The sequence below is a fragment of the uncultured Pontibacter sp. genome (assembly GCF_947492645.1).
Classification (GTDB): Bacteria; Bacteroidota; Bacteroidia; order Cytophagales; family Hymenobacteraceae; genus Pontibacter.
Genome location: NZ_CANLMZ010000001.1, coordinates 373,334 through 391,281 on the forward strand (window position 1 = coordinate 373,334; position 17,948 = coordinate 391,281).

Consider the following 17,948-nt stretch of genomic DNA (forward strand, 5'->3'; position numbering starts at 1 on the left):
AATTATGAAAGGGTTTTCTCTTAGTAGCTGTGACTTTTACTGCGGCTGATATTTTTCCTCAGTCTAACTTGCGTGCACTTTCATCTTATACTTTGGTGCCCTCAAGGCCGGGAGGCCTCGTCCTCGGGCATCGCGCTGTCTATCTTTCCTTTGCTCATACGTCGCAATGCCTCGCTTGCGCTCGTCACCGGAAACCTAGAAGGCGCTCAACCCAAGGACTGGAAAGGACACTTCTTAGCTAGCAGCTGTTGTAACAAGCAGCAAAGTATAATTTCCCTCTTGCGAGGGCCAGGTTTATGTTTGTAGGGGCAGGTCGCAACCTGTCCGTGGAATGACAGATGCTACAAAGTATAAACATCAACTAGGGCAAGGGCCAAAAGCTCCCCTTTGATGGGGTGTAGGGGGATGTTATTTGTTTTTAAGTTAAATCCTGCCTATCCATTAATCCTGATTTAGAACGCCAGCTTACAACGCTCGTCCTGCAGCAAGTATAACTCCTCATCCACGCTAAGTATACTTTTGGTGTTGAAGAACTCCATCTGGTAGCGTTGCGAAAACTCTTTGCGTTTAATGGCTTCCAGAAAGCGTCGGGCATCGTCTCTGGACTCAAGTATGAGGCCGGGTACCTGTGTTGGCTTCTCGTCCTCGTCTTTGGCCACCATGGTAAAGTAGGAAGTGTTGGTGTGCTTGATGATACCTGTTTTTACATTTTCGGCCTCTACTTTTATGCCAACCATCAGCGAGGTATTGCCTACATAGTTGATAGATGCCTTTAGCGATACCAGTTCCCCAACCTCTACGGGTTGTAAAAAGTTAACGCCATCTACCGAAACAGTTACGCAGTAATTGCCGGCATGCTTGGCAGAGCAGGCATAGGCCACCTTGTCCATGAGGGAGAGTAAGATGCCACCATGAATCTTGCCACCGAAGTTGGCATAGCTCGGAATCATGAGCTCGGTGAGGGTGGTCTGGGAATAGGATACAGGACGAAATACAGGTGTGGTCATGATTAAAGTATAGCAAGTATAAATGCCTATACTTTAACTAAGGGCTAGCTGTTGCGCTTACAGGAAAACCACATCCTTTACAACCTCGCTGCCGGCTTCGATGTTCAGCAGCTCAATTACCTTACTTTTCGACATGTTCAGTTCGTGCTTCAGCGGGGCAGAGGTGAGGCGTACAAACAGCTTTCCGTCTTTAAAGTATAGCTGCTGCGTTTTCATGGCAATAGGCTTGCCCATAATTTTCTCCCAGTTCTGCACCAGCTGCACTTCGCCCAGCTTGCCGTCCAGTCTATAGGCTTTCATCAGCGCTTTCAGGCTGTCTCCAATCGGCTGGATGTCCGCTTTCCTTCTGTCAATCTCTTCTTTCTTCTTGTAGTAGCGCACGGGCTTGATTTTGAGTGAGTAATGGGTGGTTAAATTTAAAACTAAAATTTTTCTGATCTAGTTTGAAACTGAATTGCACAATTAGGTAGCCATGACTTGAGGTTCTGCTTGTCTTTTTCCGTTAAGTAATCATCGTCAAGCCTTATAGATTTTAATTTTGTTAATCTTCTGATATTGGGCGAGATATACCTGATAGGATTATTCCAAATCTCAAGTTTCTCAAGACTTTTAAGATCGATTATATTATCTGGTATACTATCAATTTGATTGTCAAATATCTGAAGCTCTTTTAGATTCTTTAAATGTTTTGTCTCTTTTGTAATACTCTTTATTTCATTTGTGTAAAGGTCTAACATCTCAAGTCTTTCAAGACGCTTGTCTACAAAATTTAAATCTTGGAACCTGTTATGATCAATTGATAACCAAAGTAGGTTAGGTAAATTCTTAATTTGTTCAGGTAAGCGCACTAAGTTATTGTCAGATATATCCAAATGCTCTAAACTATCCAGTTTAGAAAAATCTAATCGGATATCGGTTATATCAGTTGAGCCAATGTATAATGTATTTAACTTCTTTAATTTATAGATGTCCTTTGAGATTTCTTTGATAGGATTATGACCTACCATTAGCCATTCAAGACTTTCAATTTCAAAAATCTGTTTAGGAATTTCAGTAAAGTCATTCCCTGTTAGGATAGCTTGGTAAATTTCTAGTTCGGATACTTTATCTGGTAAAGAAGTTAAGTTCTTATCCTGAAGGTGCAGGTAATATCCTGTATTATCTTTTGCAACCGCTGAATACTCAGCTTTATATGCGCTTTTTGCCTTTCCTGAAAGTATAAGATTACAAATTTCTGTTGCTTTATTTCTTACCTGATCTGTTTCTAAACTATCAATAGTAAATAGCCAGCCTTCTAATCTGCTATTATTGATGATGCAGTCATACTGAAAATTAGGATCCCAGTTTACTTTTTCAAATGTTCCAACTTCACCATTTTGGAAGTAAAATCTTAATGTCGAGGGGATGTCTTCTACTTTAGTAGAGGTGATAAGGATACCACTATCGGGGATGTTGATTTCCTTAACCCAAAATTCTGTTTCAGGAAGTGGAGGGTGGCCTTCAATACCGAATATGATTCCTGCTTGACCTTTATAGTTGTTCGGAAAAATAATAGCGTTGTGCTCAGTCCATTCTAAATAACTCCAGCATAAAAAGAGTATATAAATGAGAGAAAACGCAATTTGATTTATCCATACTATCTTATGGTTTGTAACTAACTTCTGAACTGTGAAATCAATTGCAAACAGAATAAGTCCTAATCCAATAAAGAAAAGACCAAAAACATATAAATAGCCTAAGGTCCCAATCCCAATAATCAGTCCAAGAGATATGCTGATTAGACCTAAAACCTTCAACGGACTATTCGTTAGCTTTCTCAACTCTAATTTGCTTACTAGGAATTAACAATCTAACCATAAACAATTAAGCAATCACCTTCACCACCCCATCCTTCACTTCAAATCTACGGATACTTTCCGAAAGGCCTTCGAGTATTTGATCTGTCCTTTCCAAGTGGGTATCCGTTAAAAAGATCTGGCCAAAAGTATGGGCGGCTACCATTTGCATAAGCTTGGTAATGCGTTTTTCGTCCAGGCGGTCAAAGATGTCATCGAGCAGGAGCAGGGGCTTGTGGTGCTGGCGTTGGTCCATAACCTCAAAATGTGCCAGTTTTAAGGCTATAACATAGCTTTTCTGCTGCCCCTGCGAGCCAAAACTCTTCACCGGGTTGCCATCCATCAAAAACACGAAATCATCTTTGTGCGGGCCAACGGTGGTTCGTTGTAAAGCCAGGTCTTTGCGTTCGGCCTGGTGCAGCAACTGTGCAAAATCACTTCCGGGTAGCTGGCTTTTATAGGTAAGCGTTACTGTCTCAGAACTGTCGGAAATGTGGCTGTAATGCTTCTGAAACACAGGCACAAACTCCTCCAGGAACTTTTCGCGCTCCTGTGTTAGCTGCTCAGCAAAAGGTATAAGCTGCTCGTTTAATATCTGCAGGTAATCACGGTCGTAATAATGGCGCTCAGCAAATTGCTTAAGTAGCGAGTTGCGCTGTTTAAGCAGGTAATTGTATTGGATCAGCTGCTCCAGGTACGTATGGTTAAGCTGCGAAATAAGGCTGTCGAAGTACTTCCGGCGTTCTTCGCTGCCTTCGCGAATCAGGTCGGTGTCGTAAGGCGAGATCAGCACTACCGGAAACTGGCCAATATGATCGCTCATCTTCTCATAAATCACTTTATTGTGCGTTACGGTCTTCTTCTGGCCCTGCTTCATACTTACCTGTACTGTATGCTTAGCGCCTTCCACCTCAAAACGGCCTTTCACCATAAAAAAGTCTTCGCCCTGCTTTATACTTTGTACTTCGGTACCCGGAAAAGCGCTTTTGGTCATGGAGAGGTAATGGATAGCATCGAGCAGATTTGTTTTGCCGCTGCCGTTATCGCCGATAAAGCAGTTTATATGCTCCGAGAAAGCCAGCGAGGCCTCTTCGTAGTTTTTAAAAAACAGTAAACTAAGATTTTCGAGGAGCATTTTTTCTACTTTGAATTCTTTTTCCTTAATTTCGCAAGCTAAACCCCGTTATGGGCCTGATTGCCCGCTGTTTCAGGCGATTTTCTGCCTGAACATGCAACGGATAAAACCCAGATTAGATTTTTACCATGGCAGCTACGAAAGATAAGGCAAAAGCGAAGTCGGCGAAAGCAAAGGTACAGGCTGAGTCAAAGTTTTCAAAAGAAACATATATGTGGTGGTTCGAGAACATGAAACTCATCCGCCGCTTCGAAGAAAAAACAGGCCAGTTGTACGGCCAGCAAAAAATAAAAGGCTTCTGCCACCTGTACATTGGCCAGGAGGCTTGTGTGGCGGGTGCAGTAACTGCGCTTAACAAAGACGATAAGTGGATTACTGCTTACCGCGACCACGCACACCCGCTTGCTTTAGGCACAGACCCAGGTGCTGTAATGGCAGAGATGTTTGCTAAAGCTACTGGTTGCTCTAAAGGCAAAGGCGGTTCTATGCACATGTTTGATAAGAGCGTGAACTTTGTGGGAGGCCACGGTATTGTGGGTGGCCAGGTGCCACTTGGTGCAGGTCTTGCCTTTGCAGAGAAGTATAACAAAACTGGCAACCTGTGCATTTGCTATATGGGTGACGGTGCTGTACGCCAGGGTGCTTTCCATGAGGCGCTTAACATGGCCATGACCTGGAAGCTGCCTGTAATTTTCGTGATCGAGAACAACGGCTATGCAATGGGTACTTCTGTAACGCGTACTTCTAACGTGCAGGACTTGTACAAATTGGGATCAGCCTACGATATGCCATCTTTTGCAGTAGATGCCATGAGCGTAGAGAACGTGCACAACGCTGTGGCCGAGGCTGCAGAACGTGCCCGTGCCGGCGAAGGCCCTACCTTGCTTGAGTTCAGAACTTACCGCTACAAAGGCCACTCTATGTCTGACCCTGCTAAGTATAGAACCAAAGAAGAACTGGAAGATTACAAAGGCCGCGATACCATTGAGTCTGTAAAAGCTACTATCCTTAAAAATGGTTGGGCAACTGAAGAAGAACTTGATCAGATTGATGATAAGATAAAGCAAAGAGTAGCAGAAGCTGTACAATTTGCTGAAGATTCTCCGTATCCGGATCCTTCTGAGCTTTACACAGATATCTATGTAGAGTCGGATTATCCATACATTATGGACTAATCTTAAATAGAAATAACAGAAATCAGGAATTAAAAATTAGGAATTGATTGTTGACCTGTTAATAAGATTGGTTCAAATCATTTTTAATTTTTACATTTGAATTTATAATTCAATTTAAATCAATGGCAAAAGAAACAGTTAAGAAACACAGCGAGTTTGAGGAGCTGGTTGAGAATCCGGATGCGCTGGCAGATCGCCTGACGCACTCAGAGGATTTCGTGAAGAAAAACAAAACGAAGCTGCTCGGTGTGTTTGCCGCAATCGCTGCTATTGTTGTGGCTGGTTTCTTATGGTATAATTATAAGTCTTCTCGCAACGTAGAAGCCCAGAACGCAATGTTCCAGGCGGTATACTATTTTGAGGCAGACTCTCTTAACAAAGCCCTTAACGGCGACGGACAATACCAGGGTTTACTTGCCATAGCTGATGAGTATAGTGGTACAGATGCTGGTAACTTAGCTAATTTCTATGCTGGTGTAGCTTTGCTGAAAGAAGGAAAGTTTGCAGAAGCGCAGAGCCGTTTAGAAGAGTTTAGCTCTGATGATTACCTGTTGCAGGCCCGTGCCTATAGCCTGACTGGCGATGCGCTATTGGAGCAAGGTAAAAGCAAAGAGGCAGCCGACATGTACATGAAAGCCGCTAACCATAATGCAAACGAGTATTTCTCGCCACAATACCTGATGAAAGCAGGCATTGCTTACGAGTCAGATAATAACTTCTCGGCAGCAGCACAGGCTTATGATAAGATCATCACAGATTTTGCTGCCTCTACAGAAGTTGCCGAAGCTAAGAAGTATAAAGCACGTGCCGAAGCTTTGGCAGGTGGTAACAACTAAGTATAAACAGGCTTGTGCCTAATTAATAGAAGCGCTTTTGTCTTGCCGGCAAAAGCGCTTTTTTATTTGTATTTTGCCAACTAGAAAGTATAAACCAGCAGATAAAGTATGGCTACAGCGTTAAAAAATCTGGACGATTATAAAAACGAGAATTTTAAAGACATCTCTGATAAGACCATTGGCATAGTAGTGGCCGAGTGGCACGATGACATTACAAGCGTACTATGCCAGGGTGCTGTTGATACGCTATTGAAGCATGGAGCCCAGAAAGAGAACATCTACATCAACAGCGTGCCAGGCAGTTTTGAGTTGACGTTAGGCGCACAATTGCTGGCGCAGCAGGAAGAAGTGGACGCTGTTATTTGTATTGGAGTGGTTATAAAAGGTGATACAAAGCACGACGACTACATAAACCATGCAGTAGCAAATGGCTTAACAAATGTAGCCTTGAAGTTTAATAAACCGGTGGCGTTTGGCCTGGTAACCACGAATAACCTGGAGCAAGCCTTAGACAGAGCCGGTGGTAAACATGGAAACAAGGGCGTAGAGGCTGCCGCGGCAGTAATTGGTATGCTTAGCTTTTAAAATAGCGACCAACCGATAATTAGAGGTATAATTTCAGGTTTGATAAGTACGTGTGCTAAAAGTTAGCACAGTTATTGATGCCTGTAAGCTGTACTCAATCAAGCCGTTACTATAATGGGAGTATACTGTTTAAGTGCCGTATTAATTTTGCATTAACATAGTATATTAAATTGATTAATCTTATTTTTGCACGAATTTTAGTGAAGATGCTAATAAACAGCCTTTTGTAATTAGGAGTAGCTGTGAGCATAAATGGCATGAGTAAATGTATACTTTTGTGCCGCCAAGGCGTATTAGCCATTCATTGATAGTTGGAATTAAAAAAGCAGGTATTGAGTTAAAGATATACAGTTCTAAATAATTAAAATGAACACAAACGAAGAAAAGCAGCGTTATTCGCGCGAGGAGTTAGCAGAGTTTGAAGCCATCATTGAAGAAAAACTAACGAATGCCCGCAAAGAAGTTACCTTCATAAAGGAGACCCTTAGCCGCCGCAACGATTCAGGTACTGATAACACAGCATCTCCAACAAAAGTATTGGAAGACGGTGCTGATACTGCCGAGAAAGAAAGCTTAAACCAATTGGCCTCTCGCCAGATGAAGTTTATTCAGCAGTTAGAAAATGCCTTGATACGTATTAAAAATGGCACCTATGGCGTTTGTATCGTAACGGGCAAGCTTATCCCGAAAGAGAGATTGCGTGCCGTGCCACACACACAGCACTCCATTGAGGCTAAACTACAGCGTAACGACTAGTATTTTTAGATTTGAATATCCTGCAAAACCATATTCAGTCCCTGGTATTCTGTGCCCAATCACCGATAAGTATCGAAGAGATTCAGCGATGCTTACAGGAGTCACTTGGCATGGAAGAAGTGTTGGTGGGCGATGTGCTGGAAGCCGTTGAGGCGATAAACGAACAGCTAAACGATGCCAACTTTGCTTTCCAGATCTACGCGATCGGGGGCGGCTACCAGTTTCTGACAAAACCGGAGTACCAGGAAACGGTAAGTACTTACCTGAAACAGAAGTCAAAGAAAAAATTGTCAGCGTCTTCTCTGGAGACGCTGGCAATTATTGCCTACAAGCAACCTATAACCCGTAGCCAGGTAGAGCAGATCCGTGGCGTTGGTTGCGACTATGCTATTCACAAGCTGCTCGATAAAGAACTGATCGAGATTAAAGGCAAAGCTGATACCATTGGGCGGCCGGTACTTTACGGTACGTCCCAGAAATTTATGGACTACTTCGGCATCAACCACATCAAAGACCTTCCGCAACTAAAAGACTTCGCCACAGAAGAAAACATGATTGGCGAAACAGCAGACTAGACTGCAGCCCTGATTGAACTATAAATAGAGTATTTCTATTAATACTGCACACAACGAGGATACAGTAGCGATACTGCATCAAAAATAATAATACAATGGCAAGAGAAAACGAAAGACCTGCCCGCGATAACGCCGGCAGAAGAGATGATTCTGACAGAAACCGTTCTGACAGACCTAATAATGACCGCGAAGGCAAAAAAATCTTTAACAGAAGAGATAAAAACGATAGACCTGAAGGAGGAGAAGAGCGTGGCGAGCGCCGTAGCTTTAACTCTGATAGAAGGAACAACGATAGAAGAGATAACCGCGAAGGCGGTGAGCGCCGCTCTTTTGGCGACAGGAGAGAAGGTGGCGAAAGAGGCGACCGCCGTTCGTTTGGGTCTGACAGGAAAGAGGGCGGCGAGAGACGCCCGTTCAACAGCGACAGGCCGCGACGCGAGGACGGAGAGCGCCGTAGCTTTGGCAACGACAGAAGAGAAGGCGGCGAGCGCAGATCTTTTGGCGGGGACAGGCGCGAAGGTGGTGAAAACCGCGAAAGACGCCCATCTGAAGGAAATCGCGTGAAGCGGTACGATCGCGACAACAATGGTGGCGAGCGTAAACCATTTAACGCAGACAGACCTGACAGGAGAGACGACCGCAGAGGCGACAGAAATGAAGGTGGGGAGCGCCGTTCTTTCAACAGCGACCGCCCACGCCGTGAAGACGGTGAAAGAAAGTCTTTTAGCAGAGATAACCGCGAAGGCGGAGAGCGCCGCTCTTTCAGCAACGATCGACCACGCCGCGATGATGGCGACAGAAAGCAGTTTAGAGAAAGCAGAGAAGATAGATTAGGAAAGCAGGCCCCGACGCGTTTTAACGATCGCAAAGGAGATGCAGAAGAAGCTCCAAACTATAACCTGAGCCGCTACAAAGATAACCCACGCATTAAAAAGACAAACCGTAAAGAGGATGAAGATGGCACAATCCGTCTGAACCGCTTTATAGCCAATGCAGGTGTTTGTTCGCGTCGCGAAGCCGATACCCTGATTGAGTCTGGTGAGATTAAAGTGAATGGTGAGGTGATCACGGAAATGGGATATAAAGTACAGCCAACAGATAATGTGCAGTACGGAAAGAAAATCCTGAACCGTGAGAAAATGGTGTATGTGCTGCTGAATAAGCCAAAGGACTTTATCACTACAACAGAAGATCCGGAAGGCCGCAAAACAGTTATGGACTTAGTTGCAACAGCCTCTAAGGAACGTATCTTCCCGGTAGGCCGACTTGACCGTAACACAACAGGCTTGTTGCTGTTCACAAACGACGGTGAGTTGGCTCAGAAGCTGACGCATCCATCAAACAACATCAGAAAAATATACCAGGTAGAGCTGGATAAGCCAATCACAAAAGCAGACTTCCAGAAGATTGCTGAAGGCGTAGAGTTAGAAGATGGCAAAGCAGAAGTAGATGATGTAGCGCTTTTAGGTGACTCGAACCAGTTTTTGGGGGTAGAAATCCATATTGGTCGCAACAGGATTGTGCGCCGTATTTTTGAACACTTGGGTTACGATGTAGTGAGCCTGGATAGAGTGCAGTATGCCGGGCTTACTAAAAAAGACGTACCTCGCGGCAACTGGCGCTTCTTAACAGAGAAAGAAGTTATCAGGCTGAAATATTTTATGTAAGCTATGCGAAGCGCCGCTATTGATGTTGGAAATACTGGCACCAAGTATGGCATCTTTGAAGAAGATGCGCTGGTAAAGCAGGGCTACTTTATAGGGCAGGAACTGCCTCAGGAGCTACTAAGCCAAGTATTTGAACATGTAATTGTAGCCTCTGTAGCGGAGAGCACGCAAAGTATAACAGCAAGGCTGTCTGTGACAGGAAGTATAATAGAGCTTTCTGCGCAGACAGCCTTGCCTGTTTTTAACAAGTATAAAACCCCGCAGACACTTGGTGCAGATAGAATTGCAGCTGCTGTAGGGGCTAATTACTTGTTTTCGGGGCATAACTGCCTTGTGTTTGATGCAGGTACCTGTATTACTCATGATTTTATAGATAAAGAAGGCAACTATTTGGGTGGCGGTATAGCACCTGGCCTGACTATGAAATTTAAAGCCTTACATACTTTTACAAAGCGCCTGCCGTTAGTAGAGCGAACTGAAAACGAATACCCGCTTACCGGCCAAACAACACAGGAGTCTATTTTAAGTGGCGTTTTAGCCGGAACCGTAGCCGAACTAAACGGTTTCATACAGGCATATTCAGAAAAAGCGAAGGATCTGACGGTTATACTTTGCGGAGGAGACGCAGGATTTTTTGAAAGTAAATTAAAAGGACGCATCTTTGTAATTCCTGAGTTAGTTTTAATCGGGCTTCACAGAATATTAGCACATAATGTATAAATCACTCCGAGTACTGATAGGCGTTGCCATACTTTGCCTGGCACATGCCGCACAGGCACAAAACATTGGTAACACCCCGTACTCCCGCTATGGCCTCGGGGACTACAACTACAACCTTGGCAATGTGCGCAACGCAGGTATGGCTGGTGTTGGCATAAGCGCAGGAAACAGCTTTCAGGCAAACACAGCAAACCCGGCTTTGCTATACTATAACAGCATAACCGTTTTCGATATTGGAGTGGCGGGCCAGGTTAAGACTCTTAAAACTTCTTCGCAAAAGCAGACTGATGGCAATGCCAACTTGTATAACCTTACGCTGGCAGTACCGGTTTCGAAGCGCTGGAGTTCCGCAATTGGTTTAAGGCCCTACAGCGTAGTAAACTACGAAGCAACCACTACATCAGGAATTAGCAGTAACCCACGTGCAAGAGTGGAGCAGCAATATAAAGGTGAGGGCGGCTTATCAGAAGTATTCTTTTCGCATGGTGTTAAAATTGCCGATGGTCTAACCATAGGCGGTAGTGCTTCCTATATCTTCGGATCTATCACAAAAGAATCTGCTGCAGTAGTGAAAGACGACTCTCTGGCTGCCATCGGCAACGAGAAAATAGTTTATAACGAGCGCATCCGTTACGATAGCTTCCTGTTTAGGGCTGGCGCTAACTACCGCAGAAAATTAAACGATACCTACTACTTAAGCGCAGGTGCTGTTTATGCACTAGAGGCAAACCTGGATGCAGAACGCAAAGCTTCGTATGAGCGCAGGACGCTTTCCGATAATCTGTTAGACAATAACATTATGCCGGACAGCGCAGAGAATAGCATAAACTTACCTGCCAGCTTACGTGCCGGTTTAACGTTAGACAACGGACGCAACCTGACAATAGGGGCTGATTTTTATACGCAGAAGTGGAGCAGCTTCAGAAACTTTGATGGCGAAAGCGAACTAGGCGATAGTTACCGTGTGGCATTAGGTGCTGAGTATACGCCAAATGCGAACTCTATCGATAATTTTTTAGAGCGTGTTACTTACAGAGCCGGCTTATACTATGGCGACACGCCGTATGCAGTTAATGGCAAAACGATAACTGACAAAGGTATAACCGCAGGATTTACAACACCGCTAGGGCGCTCTACTATTTACGACCTGTACCAGCTAAACGCTGCGTTCGGATACGGCCAGCGCGGCACAACCGATAACAATCTTATTTCGGAGAACTATTTCCAGTTTAGCGTTGGTTTTACTGTAAACAGCAGGTGGTTTATTAAGCGCCGCGTAGACTAAGCATTGCGACAAAAGTATAAAAACTGAAAAGGCCGTTCTTGGAGCGGCCTTTTTTTGCGCTATGGCAGGCTGTGGCACCGATAATGAACTGAGAAGTATAAAATTTGTTAATTTCACGGAAACGCACGAGGAAGTATAAAATGCGGAAAGCATGGATTTTTGGGTTATTGGCACTAATGGCAAGTATGGCTTTTAGCTGTACCGATGAGCTACAGGACCCTGATAAAGAAGTAAAGTATAACGGCCCCACACTTGAGAACAAGGACGTGGTAACGCTTTACTCAGACTCTGCAAAGCTGCTTGTGAAACTGCAGGCACCTGTACAGCAGGAATTCGAAAACGGCGACGGTGTTTTCCCGAAGGGGTTGTATGTAGAGTTTTTTGAGAAGCCCGGAGAAATGACTTCTACGCTAAAAGCCAATTATGCCAAACAGGACAAAAATAAAGATGTGTACCTGGCTAAAGGCAATGTAGTGGTTAATAATATTCAGAAGCAGGAGAAGTTGGAGACAGAGGAGTTATACTGGGATAAGAACAAGCAGGAAATCTACACCGATAAATTCGTGAAGATTACAACCGCAGAAGAGATAATTACAGGCAAAGGCCTGCGCGCCAACCAGGACTTCTCGAGATACTCGATTACAAAAGTTACAGGCACATTTAGCTTAAAAGAAGAGGAATGAACCAAAAACTGCTGAATACTATTTTATTGTCGCTGGCCTTTGTAGCGATGGTTATTGGCGTGCATCGCAGTATAGAAGAAGGTGATGTTGCAGGTAACTACTGGATTTTTATGATTGTGTTGGTGCTGTACATGCTGTACCGCTACCGCCGCAACAAGAGCGAAGACGCTGAAAAATAAGTAAAACCATGATAGACCCCAGTCAGATTGTTTTGTTGCTTGTAGCGCTGGTATTCTCTGCCTTTTTTTCTGGTATAGAAATGGCCTTTGTGGCTGCAAACAGAATACAGATCGAACTAAGCGAAAAAAACAATGTACTATCGGGGCGCATTCTCTGGCACCTTCTGCAGCGCCCATCTAAGTTTCTAGGCACGGCACTTATCGGCAATACACTTGCCTTGGTGCTTTACGGGTTTGCAATTGCAGGCATCTTAAATTCACTTTTAACGGCATACCTGCCAGAGCCCCTACAACTAAACCTGCTCATACTGCTGTTCCAGATAGTGGTTGCCTCGGTGGTAGTGTTGCTTACCGCAGAGTTTTTGCCTCGTAGCCTGGCTGCTATAAACCCCAACAGGTTGCTGCAGGTATTTGCTGTACCTATATTGGTGCTATACTATCTGCTTTATCCGGTTGTTTCCCTGATAGTTAGCCTGAGCAAATGGGTGGCAGAAAAAGTCTTCAGGATAGAGTTTTCAGAAGACAAGCCTGCCTTCGGGTTTACTGATCTGAATGCTTATATCAAAAATCACCTGTACCATCCGGAGCAGGAAAACGCACCGGAGGTAGACCCGCAGATCTTCCATAATGCTCTGGAGTTCAAGACCGTGAAGGTGCGGGAGTGTATGGTACCCCGCACAGAGATAGAAGCTGTAGAAATAAACGATTCTATCGATACCCTGCGCCAGGCGTTTGTCCAGACGGGACATTCCAAGATACTTGTTTACGAAGATAGCATTGACAATATTGTAGGTTACTGCCACCAACTCGATATGTTTAAGCGGCCACAGCGCGTTGCCGAAATTGTGTCGCAGGTAAGTATGGTGCCGGAAAGTATGTTGGCAAGCGAGTTGTTTGTTAAATTTGTTTCTGAGCATCGCAGCGTAGCCGTTGTCATTGATGAGTTTGGCGGCACCTCGGGCATTGTTACGGTAGAAGACGTGATAGAGGAAATTTTTGGGGAGATAGAAGACGAGTATGATGTGAACGATGAATTGCTGGAGCAGGTAATTCCTGAAGAGGGTTTATACTTGCTAAGCGCTCGTCATGAAATAGACTACCTGAATGAAGCGTATGAACTAAGTTTGCCAAAAGGCGATTACGAAACGCTTGGAGGTCTTATCTTGTCAGCTTTTGGTGAGATTCCGGCCCCTGGCGATGAGATAGAGGAAGGGCCGTTTCACATTACAGTCCTCTCCATGGATGATAACCGAATCAACGCTGTAAAGCTGGTTAAAAAATCAGATTATCAGCTAGATGGAGAATAATGAGCAGGAGCGCATAAATTTTTTGAATTTTAACGCGATTAACCTTATTTTGCACAATCCTTTTATAAGTTAAATAAAGAATGGCATTAATTAATAAGATTAGAGAGAAGTCTGGTTGGGCTGTAGGCGCTATTGCCATAGGGCTTGGTGTGTTTGTAGTAGGCGGCGACCTGTTAGCTCCTAACTCGAGGCTAATGGGTAACGATGCAACTGTAATCGGTGAAATTGCCGGCGAAGAAATCGACTACAACCAGTTTGACGCTGCTTTTCAGCAGCTAAAAGCAAATTATGAAAACCAGGTTGGTCGTGCTGCTAACGAAGGTGAAATGGCCATGTTGCGTGAGCAGGCTTGGAACCAGCTAATCTTTAAAGTTGCCTTAGAGAAAGAATACGATCGTTTAGGTATAGAAGTAACGGAAGAAGAACTGGCCGATATGGTACAGGGCAATAATATTCATCCGGCTGTGCAGCAAGCATTCGTAAATCCGCAAACCGGTTTGTTTGATCAGAGCCAGGTAATCCAATACCTGCAAAACCTGGACCAGATGGGCCCGGAAGCACGTCCGATGTGGGCAAATTTCGAAGAAGGCATCATCTCAGATCGAATTCAGACGAAGTACTCAAACTTATTGACGAAGTCTGTATACGTTACAACTGCAGAGGCTAAAAACTTTTACAAGGCCCAGAACAGTACTGCGTCTGTAAAAGTTTTATTTGTGCCTTATGCTACCCTTTCAGATTCTGCAGTAGAAGTGTCAGACGCTAAGATCAAAGAGTACTACGAGCGCAATAAAGAACTTTACAAAGTAGAGGAAGGCCGTTCAATAGAGTATGTAACAATTGATGTGAACGCATCTAAGGAAGACAGCAGCTATTATCAGCAAGAGATAACACAACTGGCACAACAGTTCGCTAACGCTACTAACGACTCTGCCTTTGTTTACACGAATTCAGACCAGCCTTTTGATGGCAGCCCTAAAACACCTGGCGACCTTCCTGAGCAACTGCGTAAGCAATTGCCTTTACAAAAGGGCAAAGTATATGGCCCGTACACCAGCAATGGTACAATGGCGCTGTATAAAGTAATGGATGCTAAAGAAGGTGCGGAAAGCGCTATCAGAGCAAGCCATATTCTGATTAGGCCGGAAGGCGATACACCAGAGGCAAAAGCAGCTGCTAAAACTAAAGCACAGGATGTGTTTAACCAGATTAAAGGTGGAGCAGATTTCGCACAGATGGCAACACAGCATGGCTCTGACGGAACAGCATCAGTAGGCGGTGACTTAGGATGGTTTGCAGAAGGCCGCATGGTTGGTCCATTTGATAAAGCTGTATTCGGGCATTCAGGTACAGGCTTATTGCCTAACCTGGTAGAAACAGAGTATGGCTACCACATTGTAAAAGTAACAGAGCCTAAAACGAAGCAGCAATACCAGATTGCAGCTGTAGAGCGTGCCGTAGAGGCCAGCGAAACCACCCGTGATGCAGCTTATGCTATCGCAGACGAGCTATCGGGTACAAGCGGTAGCGTAGAAGAGTTTAGAGAGAATGTTGCCAACAACAAATCGTTAGTGAAAGAAGAAGCTAAGGAAATTGGTAAAAACAACATACTTGTAAACAACCTGAGCAATGCCCGTGAACTGGTGCGTTGGGCTTATGCCAAAGATACTGAAGTAGGCGATGTGTCTAAGGTATTTGAAATCGGAGATAAATTTGTAGTAGCTACGCTTACAGGTAAGCGCGAAAAAGGCTATGCCAAAGTTGAAGACATCAAAGAAGAATTAACTGCTGCCGTTCGTAACGAGGTAAAGGCAGAGCAGATAATAGAGAAGCTGAATGGCCAGAAAGGCTCTTTAGATCAGATTGCTGCTAGCTATGGCCCTAATGCAATGGTTAAAACAGTTGATAACGTATCATTTGCTGCTACCAGCATCCCTGGTTTTGGTATAGAGCCTGTTGCCATCGGTAAAGCTTTTGGCTTAAAGCAGGGTGCCCGTACGGCTCCGTTGCAAGGCCTTAACGGTGTGTTGATCGTTGAGCAGGTTAGCCTGAACCCGGCTCCTGAAATTAACGACTTCTCAAACGTGAAAGCGCAGCTTGCCACAATGCGTTCTGGTAATGTGCAAAGCAATGCTTTCGAGGCTATCAAAGCAAAAGCAGATATCAAAGACAACCGCGTTAAATTCTTCTAATTTCTCGCAACTTCTAAATCTGAAAAAGCCACTCCCCAAAAGAGTGGCTTTTTTTGTTGTATAGCCGTACCTTCAATTTATCTGAGGATACTTAACATCAACTTTGGGATAAAAAACGTTTTAAGTATACTATGCCTGCAACCACACTTCGAATTTTACTTGGTATCCTTTTGCTGTTTACGATTACCCTAACAGCCACAGCCCAAAACCAGGAGCTGCAGCTGGCGCGCGAGTATTACAACAAAGGCGATTATGCAAAAGCTGAAGAACTGTACAGCAAGCTAATAGACCAGCCAAGACTTTTCCAGGCGGTGTACCCCGACTATTTAAAGGTGCTGCTGGCGCAGCGTAATTATAAAGAAGCTGAAAAGCTGGTAAAGAAAACCACAAAGCGTTACCCCGACATGCCAAACTACCAGGTAGATTTGGGCAGAGTATATCAAGCCTCAGGAAACAAGGCAGGCGCCGAAAAGCATTTTGACAAAATGTTGGAGCAGTTAAAGGCCGAGCAGGTTATAGCGGTGGCAAGTGCCTTTATGCAAAACGACCTGTTTGACTATGCTGAAAAAACATACTTGCGAGGCCGCGCGCTTAGCAACAACCCACTAGAGTATAACCGGCCACTCATTGCCCTCTACTCGTACCGCCAGAAAAACACCAGCCTTATACCTGAAATACTAAACCTGTTGCAGGCAGATGAAAATGAACTGGGATATGTGCAGAACATGCTGCAGAACAGTATGCGGGAAGAAAAGAATCTGGACGAGCTTGAAAAAGAGCTTATACTTAGGGTGCAGCAAAACCCGGATAAGCTGGCCTATAATGAGCTACTGATATGGCTGTACATCCAACGGAAAGATTTTTATGGTGCGCTGATGCAGGCAAGGGCCGTAGATAAACGCACACGCAGCGGCGGTACACGTGTAATGGAGTTAGGGGCCATAAGCCTGAAGAACGATGACTATCAAGGTGCTATAGAGGCTTATGAGTACATTGTGAAAGAGTATCCGGAGGGGCCATACTATTTTATTGCACGGCAAAGGCTGATTAATGCACGCGAAGAGCAGGTGCAGAACACGTTTCCGGTAGATAGCGATAAGATAAGAGCACTTGTTGCAGATTACGAGGCAATTCTAAACGAGGTGGGGCGCTCAGCCCAGACAGTAGAAGTGCTGCAGCATATGGCCGGCCTTTATGCCTTTTACCTGGATGACAGAGAGAAGGCTATAGAGCTGCTGCAGGAAGCCATTGCCATGCCCAGAGCAAACCCAGATATGGTAGCAGAAGCTAAACTGACACTTGGAGATATATACCTGCTAAAGGGGGAGCCCTGGGAGAGTACCTTGCTTTATTCGCAGGTGGAGAAGACCCATAAGGAAACTACTATCGGGCATGAGGCAAAGCTGCGTAATGCCAGGCTTAATTATTACAAAGGCGATTTTGAGCTGGCGCAGGCGCACCTCGATATTCTTAAGCTTGCCACCAGCCGCGAAATAGCCAACGATGCCATGGACCTGAGCTTGCTGATAACAGATAACACCGGTTTAGACACCTCTACCGTAGCCATGGAAGAATATGCAGCCATAGACCTGCTGGAGTTCCAGAATAAGCTGACAGAGGCTATAAATGCCCTAGATGCTATGCTAAAAAAATATCCCGGCCATAGCCTTACCGACGAGATATACTTTAAGAAGGCAAACATTTATGAGCGTATGGGGCAGTTTGAGCAGGCTGTAGAGAATTTGAATAAGATTGTAAGTAACCCGCAGTATGACATCTTAAGTGACGATGCCTTGTACCGGATGGCCTACATCTACGAAGAAAACCTGAAGGATAAGGAAAAAGCACAGGGGCTTTACAACGACCTGCTTGTAAAGCACCAGGGGAGCATATACCTGGCTGAGGCCCGTAAGCGCTTCCGTAAGTTGCGTGGCGATAGTGTAAATTAGCAGGTTAATCACCAAAAAAGATAACCAAGACCAGTATAAAAATGATGAAGAAACCATACATC

General features: G+C 44.6%; 17 protein-coding genes. 13 read left to right on the forward strand and 4 right to left on the reverse strand.

The genetic code is table 11. The features are described from left to right. Positions 1-452 precede the first annotated feature (452 nt). The 4 genes from Q1A23_RS01550 to recF are packed head-to-tail and all read right to left on the reverse strand — an operon-like array spanning position 453 to position 3,977. A complete protein-coding gene (locus tag Q1A23_RS01550) occupies positions 453-1,007 on the reverse strand; it encodes an acyl-CoA thioesterase (protein WP_299818490.1) in 555 nt (184 codons plus the stop codon). 57 nt (positions 1,008-1,064) lie between these two features. After that, positions 1,065-1,388 carry a DUF721 domain-containing protein gene (locus tag Q1A23_RS01555; RefSeq protein ID WP_187068191.1) on the reverse strand — a complete coding sequence of 108 codons (324 nt, stop codon included), beginning with the start codon at positions 1,386-1,388 and terminating at the stop codon, positions 1,065-1,067. 41 nt (positions 1,389-1,429) lie between these two features. Beyond that, the gene (locus Q1A23_RS01560) at positions 1,430-2,827 is read right to left on the reverse strand and encodes a hypothetical protein (RefSeq protein WP_299818499.1); all 1,398 of its coding nucleotides are present in this window, start codon (positions 2,825-2,827) and stop codon (positions 1,430-1,432) included. 43 nt (positions 2,828-2,870) lie between these two features. After that, positions 2,871-3,977, reverse strand: coding sequence for a DNA replication/repair protein RecF (gene recF / locus Q1A23_RS01565; RefSeq protein ID WP_299818501.1), 1,107 nt, complete (start codon positions 3,975-3,977; stop codon positions 2,871-2,873). Positions 3,978-4,105: 128 nt separating this feature from the next. Here recF and pdhA point away from each other — a divergent pair, with 128 nt between their 5' ends. The 13 genes from pdhA (at position 4,106) to Q1A23_RS01630 (ending at position 17,886) form a co-directional block, all read left to right on the forward strand. After that, complete coding sequence (pdhA, locus tag Q1A23_RS01570) at positions 4,106-5,152, forward strand: pyruvate dehydrogenase (acetyl-transferring) E1 component subunit alpha (protein ID WP_299818504.1); 1,047 nt, start codon at positions 4,106-4,108, stop codon at positions 5,150-5,152. Positions 5,153-5,274: 122 nt separating this feature from the next. Then, positions 5,275-5,988, forward strand: a complete 714-nt coding sequence (locus Q1A23_RS01575; protein ID WP_299818507.1) for a tetratricopeptide repeat protein — start codon at positions 5,275-5,277, stop codon at positions 5,986-5,988. A 108-nt stretch (positions 5,989-6,096) separates the two neighbouring features. Next, the gene (ribH, locus tag Q1A23_RS01580) at positions 6,097-6,573 is read left to right on the forward strand and encodes a 6,7-dimethyl-8-ribityllumazine synthase (RefSeq protein WP_299818510.1); all 477 of its coding nucleotides are present in this window, start codon (positions 6,097-6,099) and stop codon (positions 6,571-6,573) included. Positions 6,574-6,939: 366 nt separating this feature from the next. Continuing rightward, positions 6,940-7,329: a TraR/DksA C4-type zinc finger protein gene (locus Q1A23_RS01585; protein ID WP_299818513.1), complete on the forward strand. Its 390-nt coding sequence runs from the start codon at positions 6,940-6,942 to the stop codon at positions 7,327-7,329. Positions 7,330-7,340: 11 nt separating this feature from the next. Continuing rightward, positions 7,341-7,904 (forward strand): SMC-Scp complex subunit ScpB, encoded by a 564-nt coding sequence (gene scpB / locus Q1A23_RS01590; protein WP_299818516.1) that lies wholly within the window; start codon positions 7,341-7,343, stop codon positions 7,902-7,904. A gap of 95 nt (positions 7,905-7,999) precedes the next feature. Then, a complete protein-coding gene (locus tag Q1A23_RS01595; protein WP_299818518.1) occupies positions 8,000-9,571 on the forward strand; it encodes a pseudouridine synthase in 1,572 nt (523 codons plus the stop codon). Between the two features lie 3 nt (positions 9,572-9,574). After that, a complete protein-coding gene (locus tag Q1A23_RS01600; protein WP_299818521.1) occupies positions 9,575-10,291 on the forward strand; it encodes a type III pantothenate kinase in 717 nt (238 codons plus the stop codon). Beyond that, positions 10,284-11,576 (forward strand): hypothetical protein, encoded by a 1,293-nt coding sequence (locus Q1A23_RS01605; RefSeq protein WP_299818524.1) that lies wholly within the window; start codon positions 10,284-10,286, stop codon positions 11,574-11,576. Before Q1A23_RS01600 ends, Q1A23_RS01605 begins: the two co-directional genes overlap by 8 nt. 140 nt (positions 11,577-11,716) lie before the next feature. Beyond that, positions 11,717-12,259 carry an LPS export ABC transporter periplasmic protein LptC gene (lptC, locus tag Q1A23_RS01610; protein WP_299818526.1) on the forward strand — a complete coding sequence of 181 codons (543 nt, stop codon included), beginning with the start codon at positions 11,717-11,719 and terminating at the stop codon, positions 12,257-12,259. Next, positions 12,256-12,438: a hypothetical protein gene (locus Q1A23_RS01615; RefSeq protein WP_299818529.1), complete on the forward strand. Its 183-nt coding sequence runs from the start codon at positions 12,256-12,258 to the stop codon at positions 12,436-12,438. The genes lptC and Q1A23_RS01615 overlap by 4 nt, the downstream gene beginning before the upstream one ends. 8 nt (positions 12,439-12,446) lie before the next feature. Continuing rightward, positions 12,447-13,745 carry a hemolysin family protein gene (locus Q1A23_RS01620; protein WP_299818531.1) on the forward strand — a complete coding sequence of 433 codons (1,299 nt, stop codon included), beginning with the start codon at positions 12,447-12,449 and terminating at the stop codon, positions 13,743-13,745. A gap of 80 nt (positions 13,746-13,825) precedes the next feature. Beyond that, a complete protein-coding gene (locus Q1A23_RS01625) occupies positions 13,826-15,937 on the forward strand; it encodes a peptidylprolyl isomerase (protein ID WP_299818534.1) in 2,112 nt (703 codons plus the stop codon). Positions 15,938-16,068: 131 nt separating this feature from the next. Continuing rightward, positions 16,069-17,886, forward strand: coding sequence for a tetratricopeptide repeat protein (locus tag Q1A23_RS01630; protein WP_299818536.1), 1,818 nt, complete (start codon positions 16,069-16,071; stop codon positions 17,884-17,886). Positions 17,887-17,948: the final 62 nt, after the last annotated feature.

Bases quoted from the DNA above. Each gene is read 5' to 3' on its own strand.
- Q1A23_RS01605 (WP_299818524.1), top strand. From the start codon at position 10,284: ATGTATAAATCACTCCGAGTACTGATAGGCGTTGCCATACTTTGCCTG.
- Q1A23_RS01585 (WP_299818513.1), top strand. From the start codon at position 6,940: ATGAACACAAACGAAGAAAAGCAGCGTTATTCGCGCGAGGAGTTAGCA.
- lptC (WP_299818526.1), top strand. From the start codon at position 11,717: ATGCGGAAAGCATGGATTTTTGGGTTATTGGCACTAATGGCAAGTATG.
- Q1A23_RS01615 (WP_299818529.1), top strand. From the start codon at position 12,256: ATGAACCAAAAACTGCTGAATACTATTTTATTGTCGCTGGCCTTTGTA.
- Q1A23_RS01575 (WP_299818507.1), top strand. From the start codon at position 5,275: ATGGCAAAAGAAACAGTTAAGAAACACAGCGAGTTTGAGGAGCTGGTT.
- Q1A23_RS01620 (WP_299818531.1), top strand. From the start codon at position 12,447: ATGATAGACCCCAGTCAGATTGTTTTGTTGCTTGTAGCGCTGGTATTC.
- Q1A23_RS01595 (WP_299818518.1), top strand. From the start codon at position 8,000: ATGGCAAGAGAAAACGAAAGACCTGCCCGCGATAACGCCGGCAGAAGA.
- recF (WP_299818501.1), bottom strand. From the start codon at position 3,977: ATGCTCCTCGAAAATCTTAGTTTACTGTTTTTTAAAAACTACGAAGAG.
- Q1A23_RS01550 (WP_299818490.1), bottom strand. From the start codon at position 1,007: ATGACCACACCTGTATTTCGTCCTGTATCCTATTCCCAGACCACCCTC.
- pdhA (WP_299818504.1), top strand. From the start codon at position 4,106: ATGGCAGCTACGAAAGATAAGGCAAAAGCGAAGTCGGCGAAAGCAAAG.
- Q1A23_RS01625 (WP_299818534.1), top strand. From the start codon at position 13,826: ATGGCATTAATTAATAAGATTAGAGAGAAGTCTGGTTGGGCTGTAGGC.
- ribH (WP_299818510.1), top strand. From the start codon at position 6,097: ATGGCTACAGCGTTAAAAAATCTGGACGATTATAAAAACGAGAATTTT.
- Q1A23_RS01630 (WP_299818536.1), top strand. From the start codon at position 16,069: ATGCCTGCAACCACACTTCGAATTTTACTTGGTATCCTTTTGCTGTTT.
- Q1A23_RS01600 (WP_299818521.1), top strand. From the start codon at position 9,575: ATGCGAAGCGCCGCTATTGATGTTGGAAATACTGGCACCAAGTATGGC.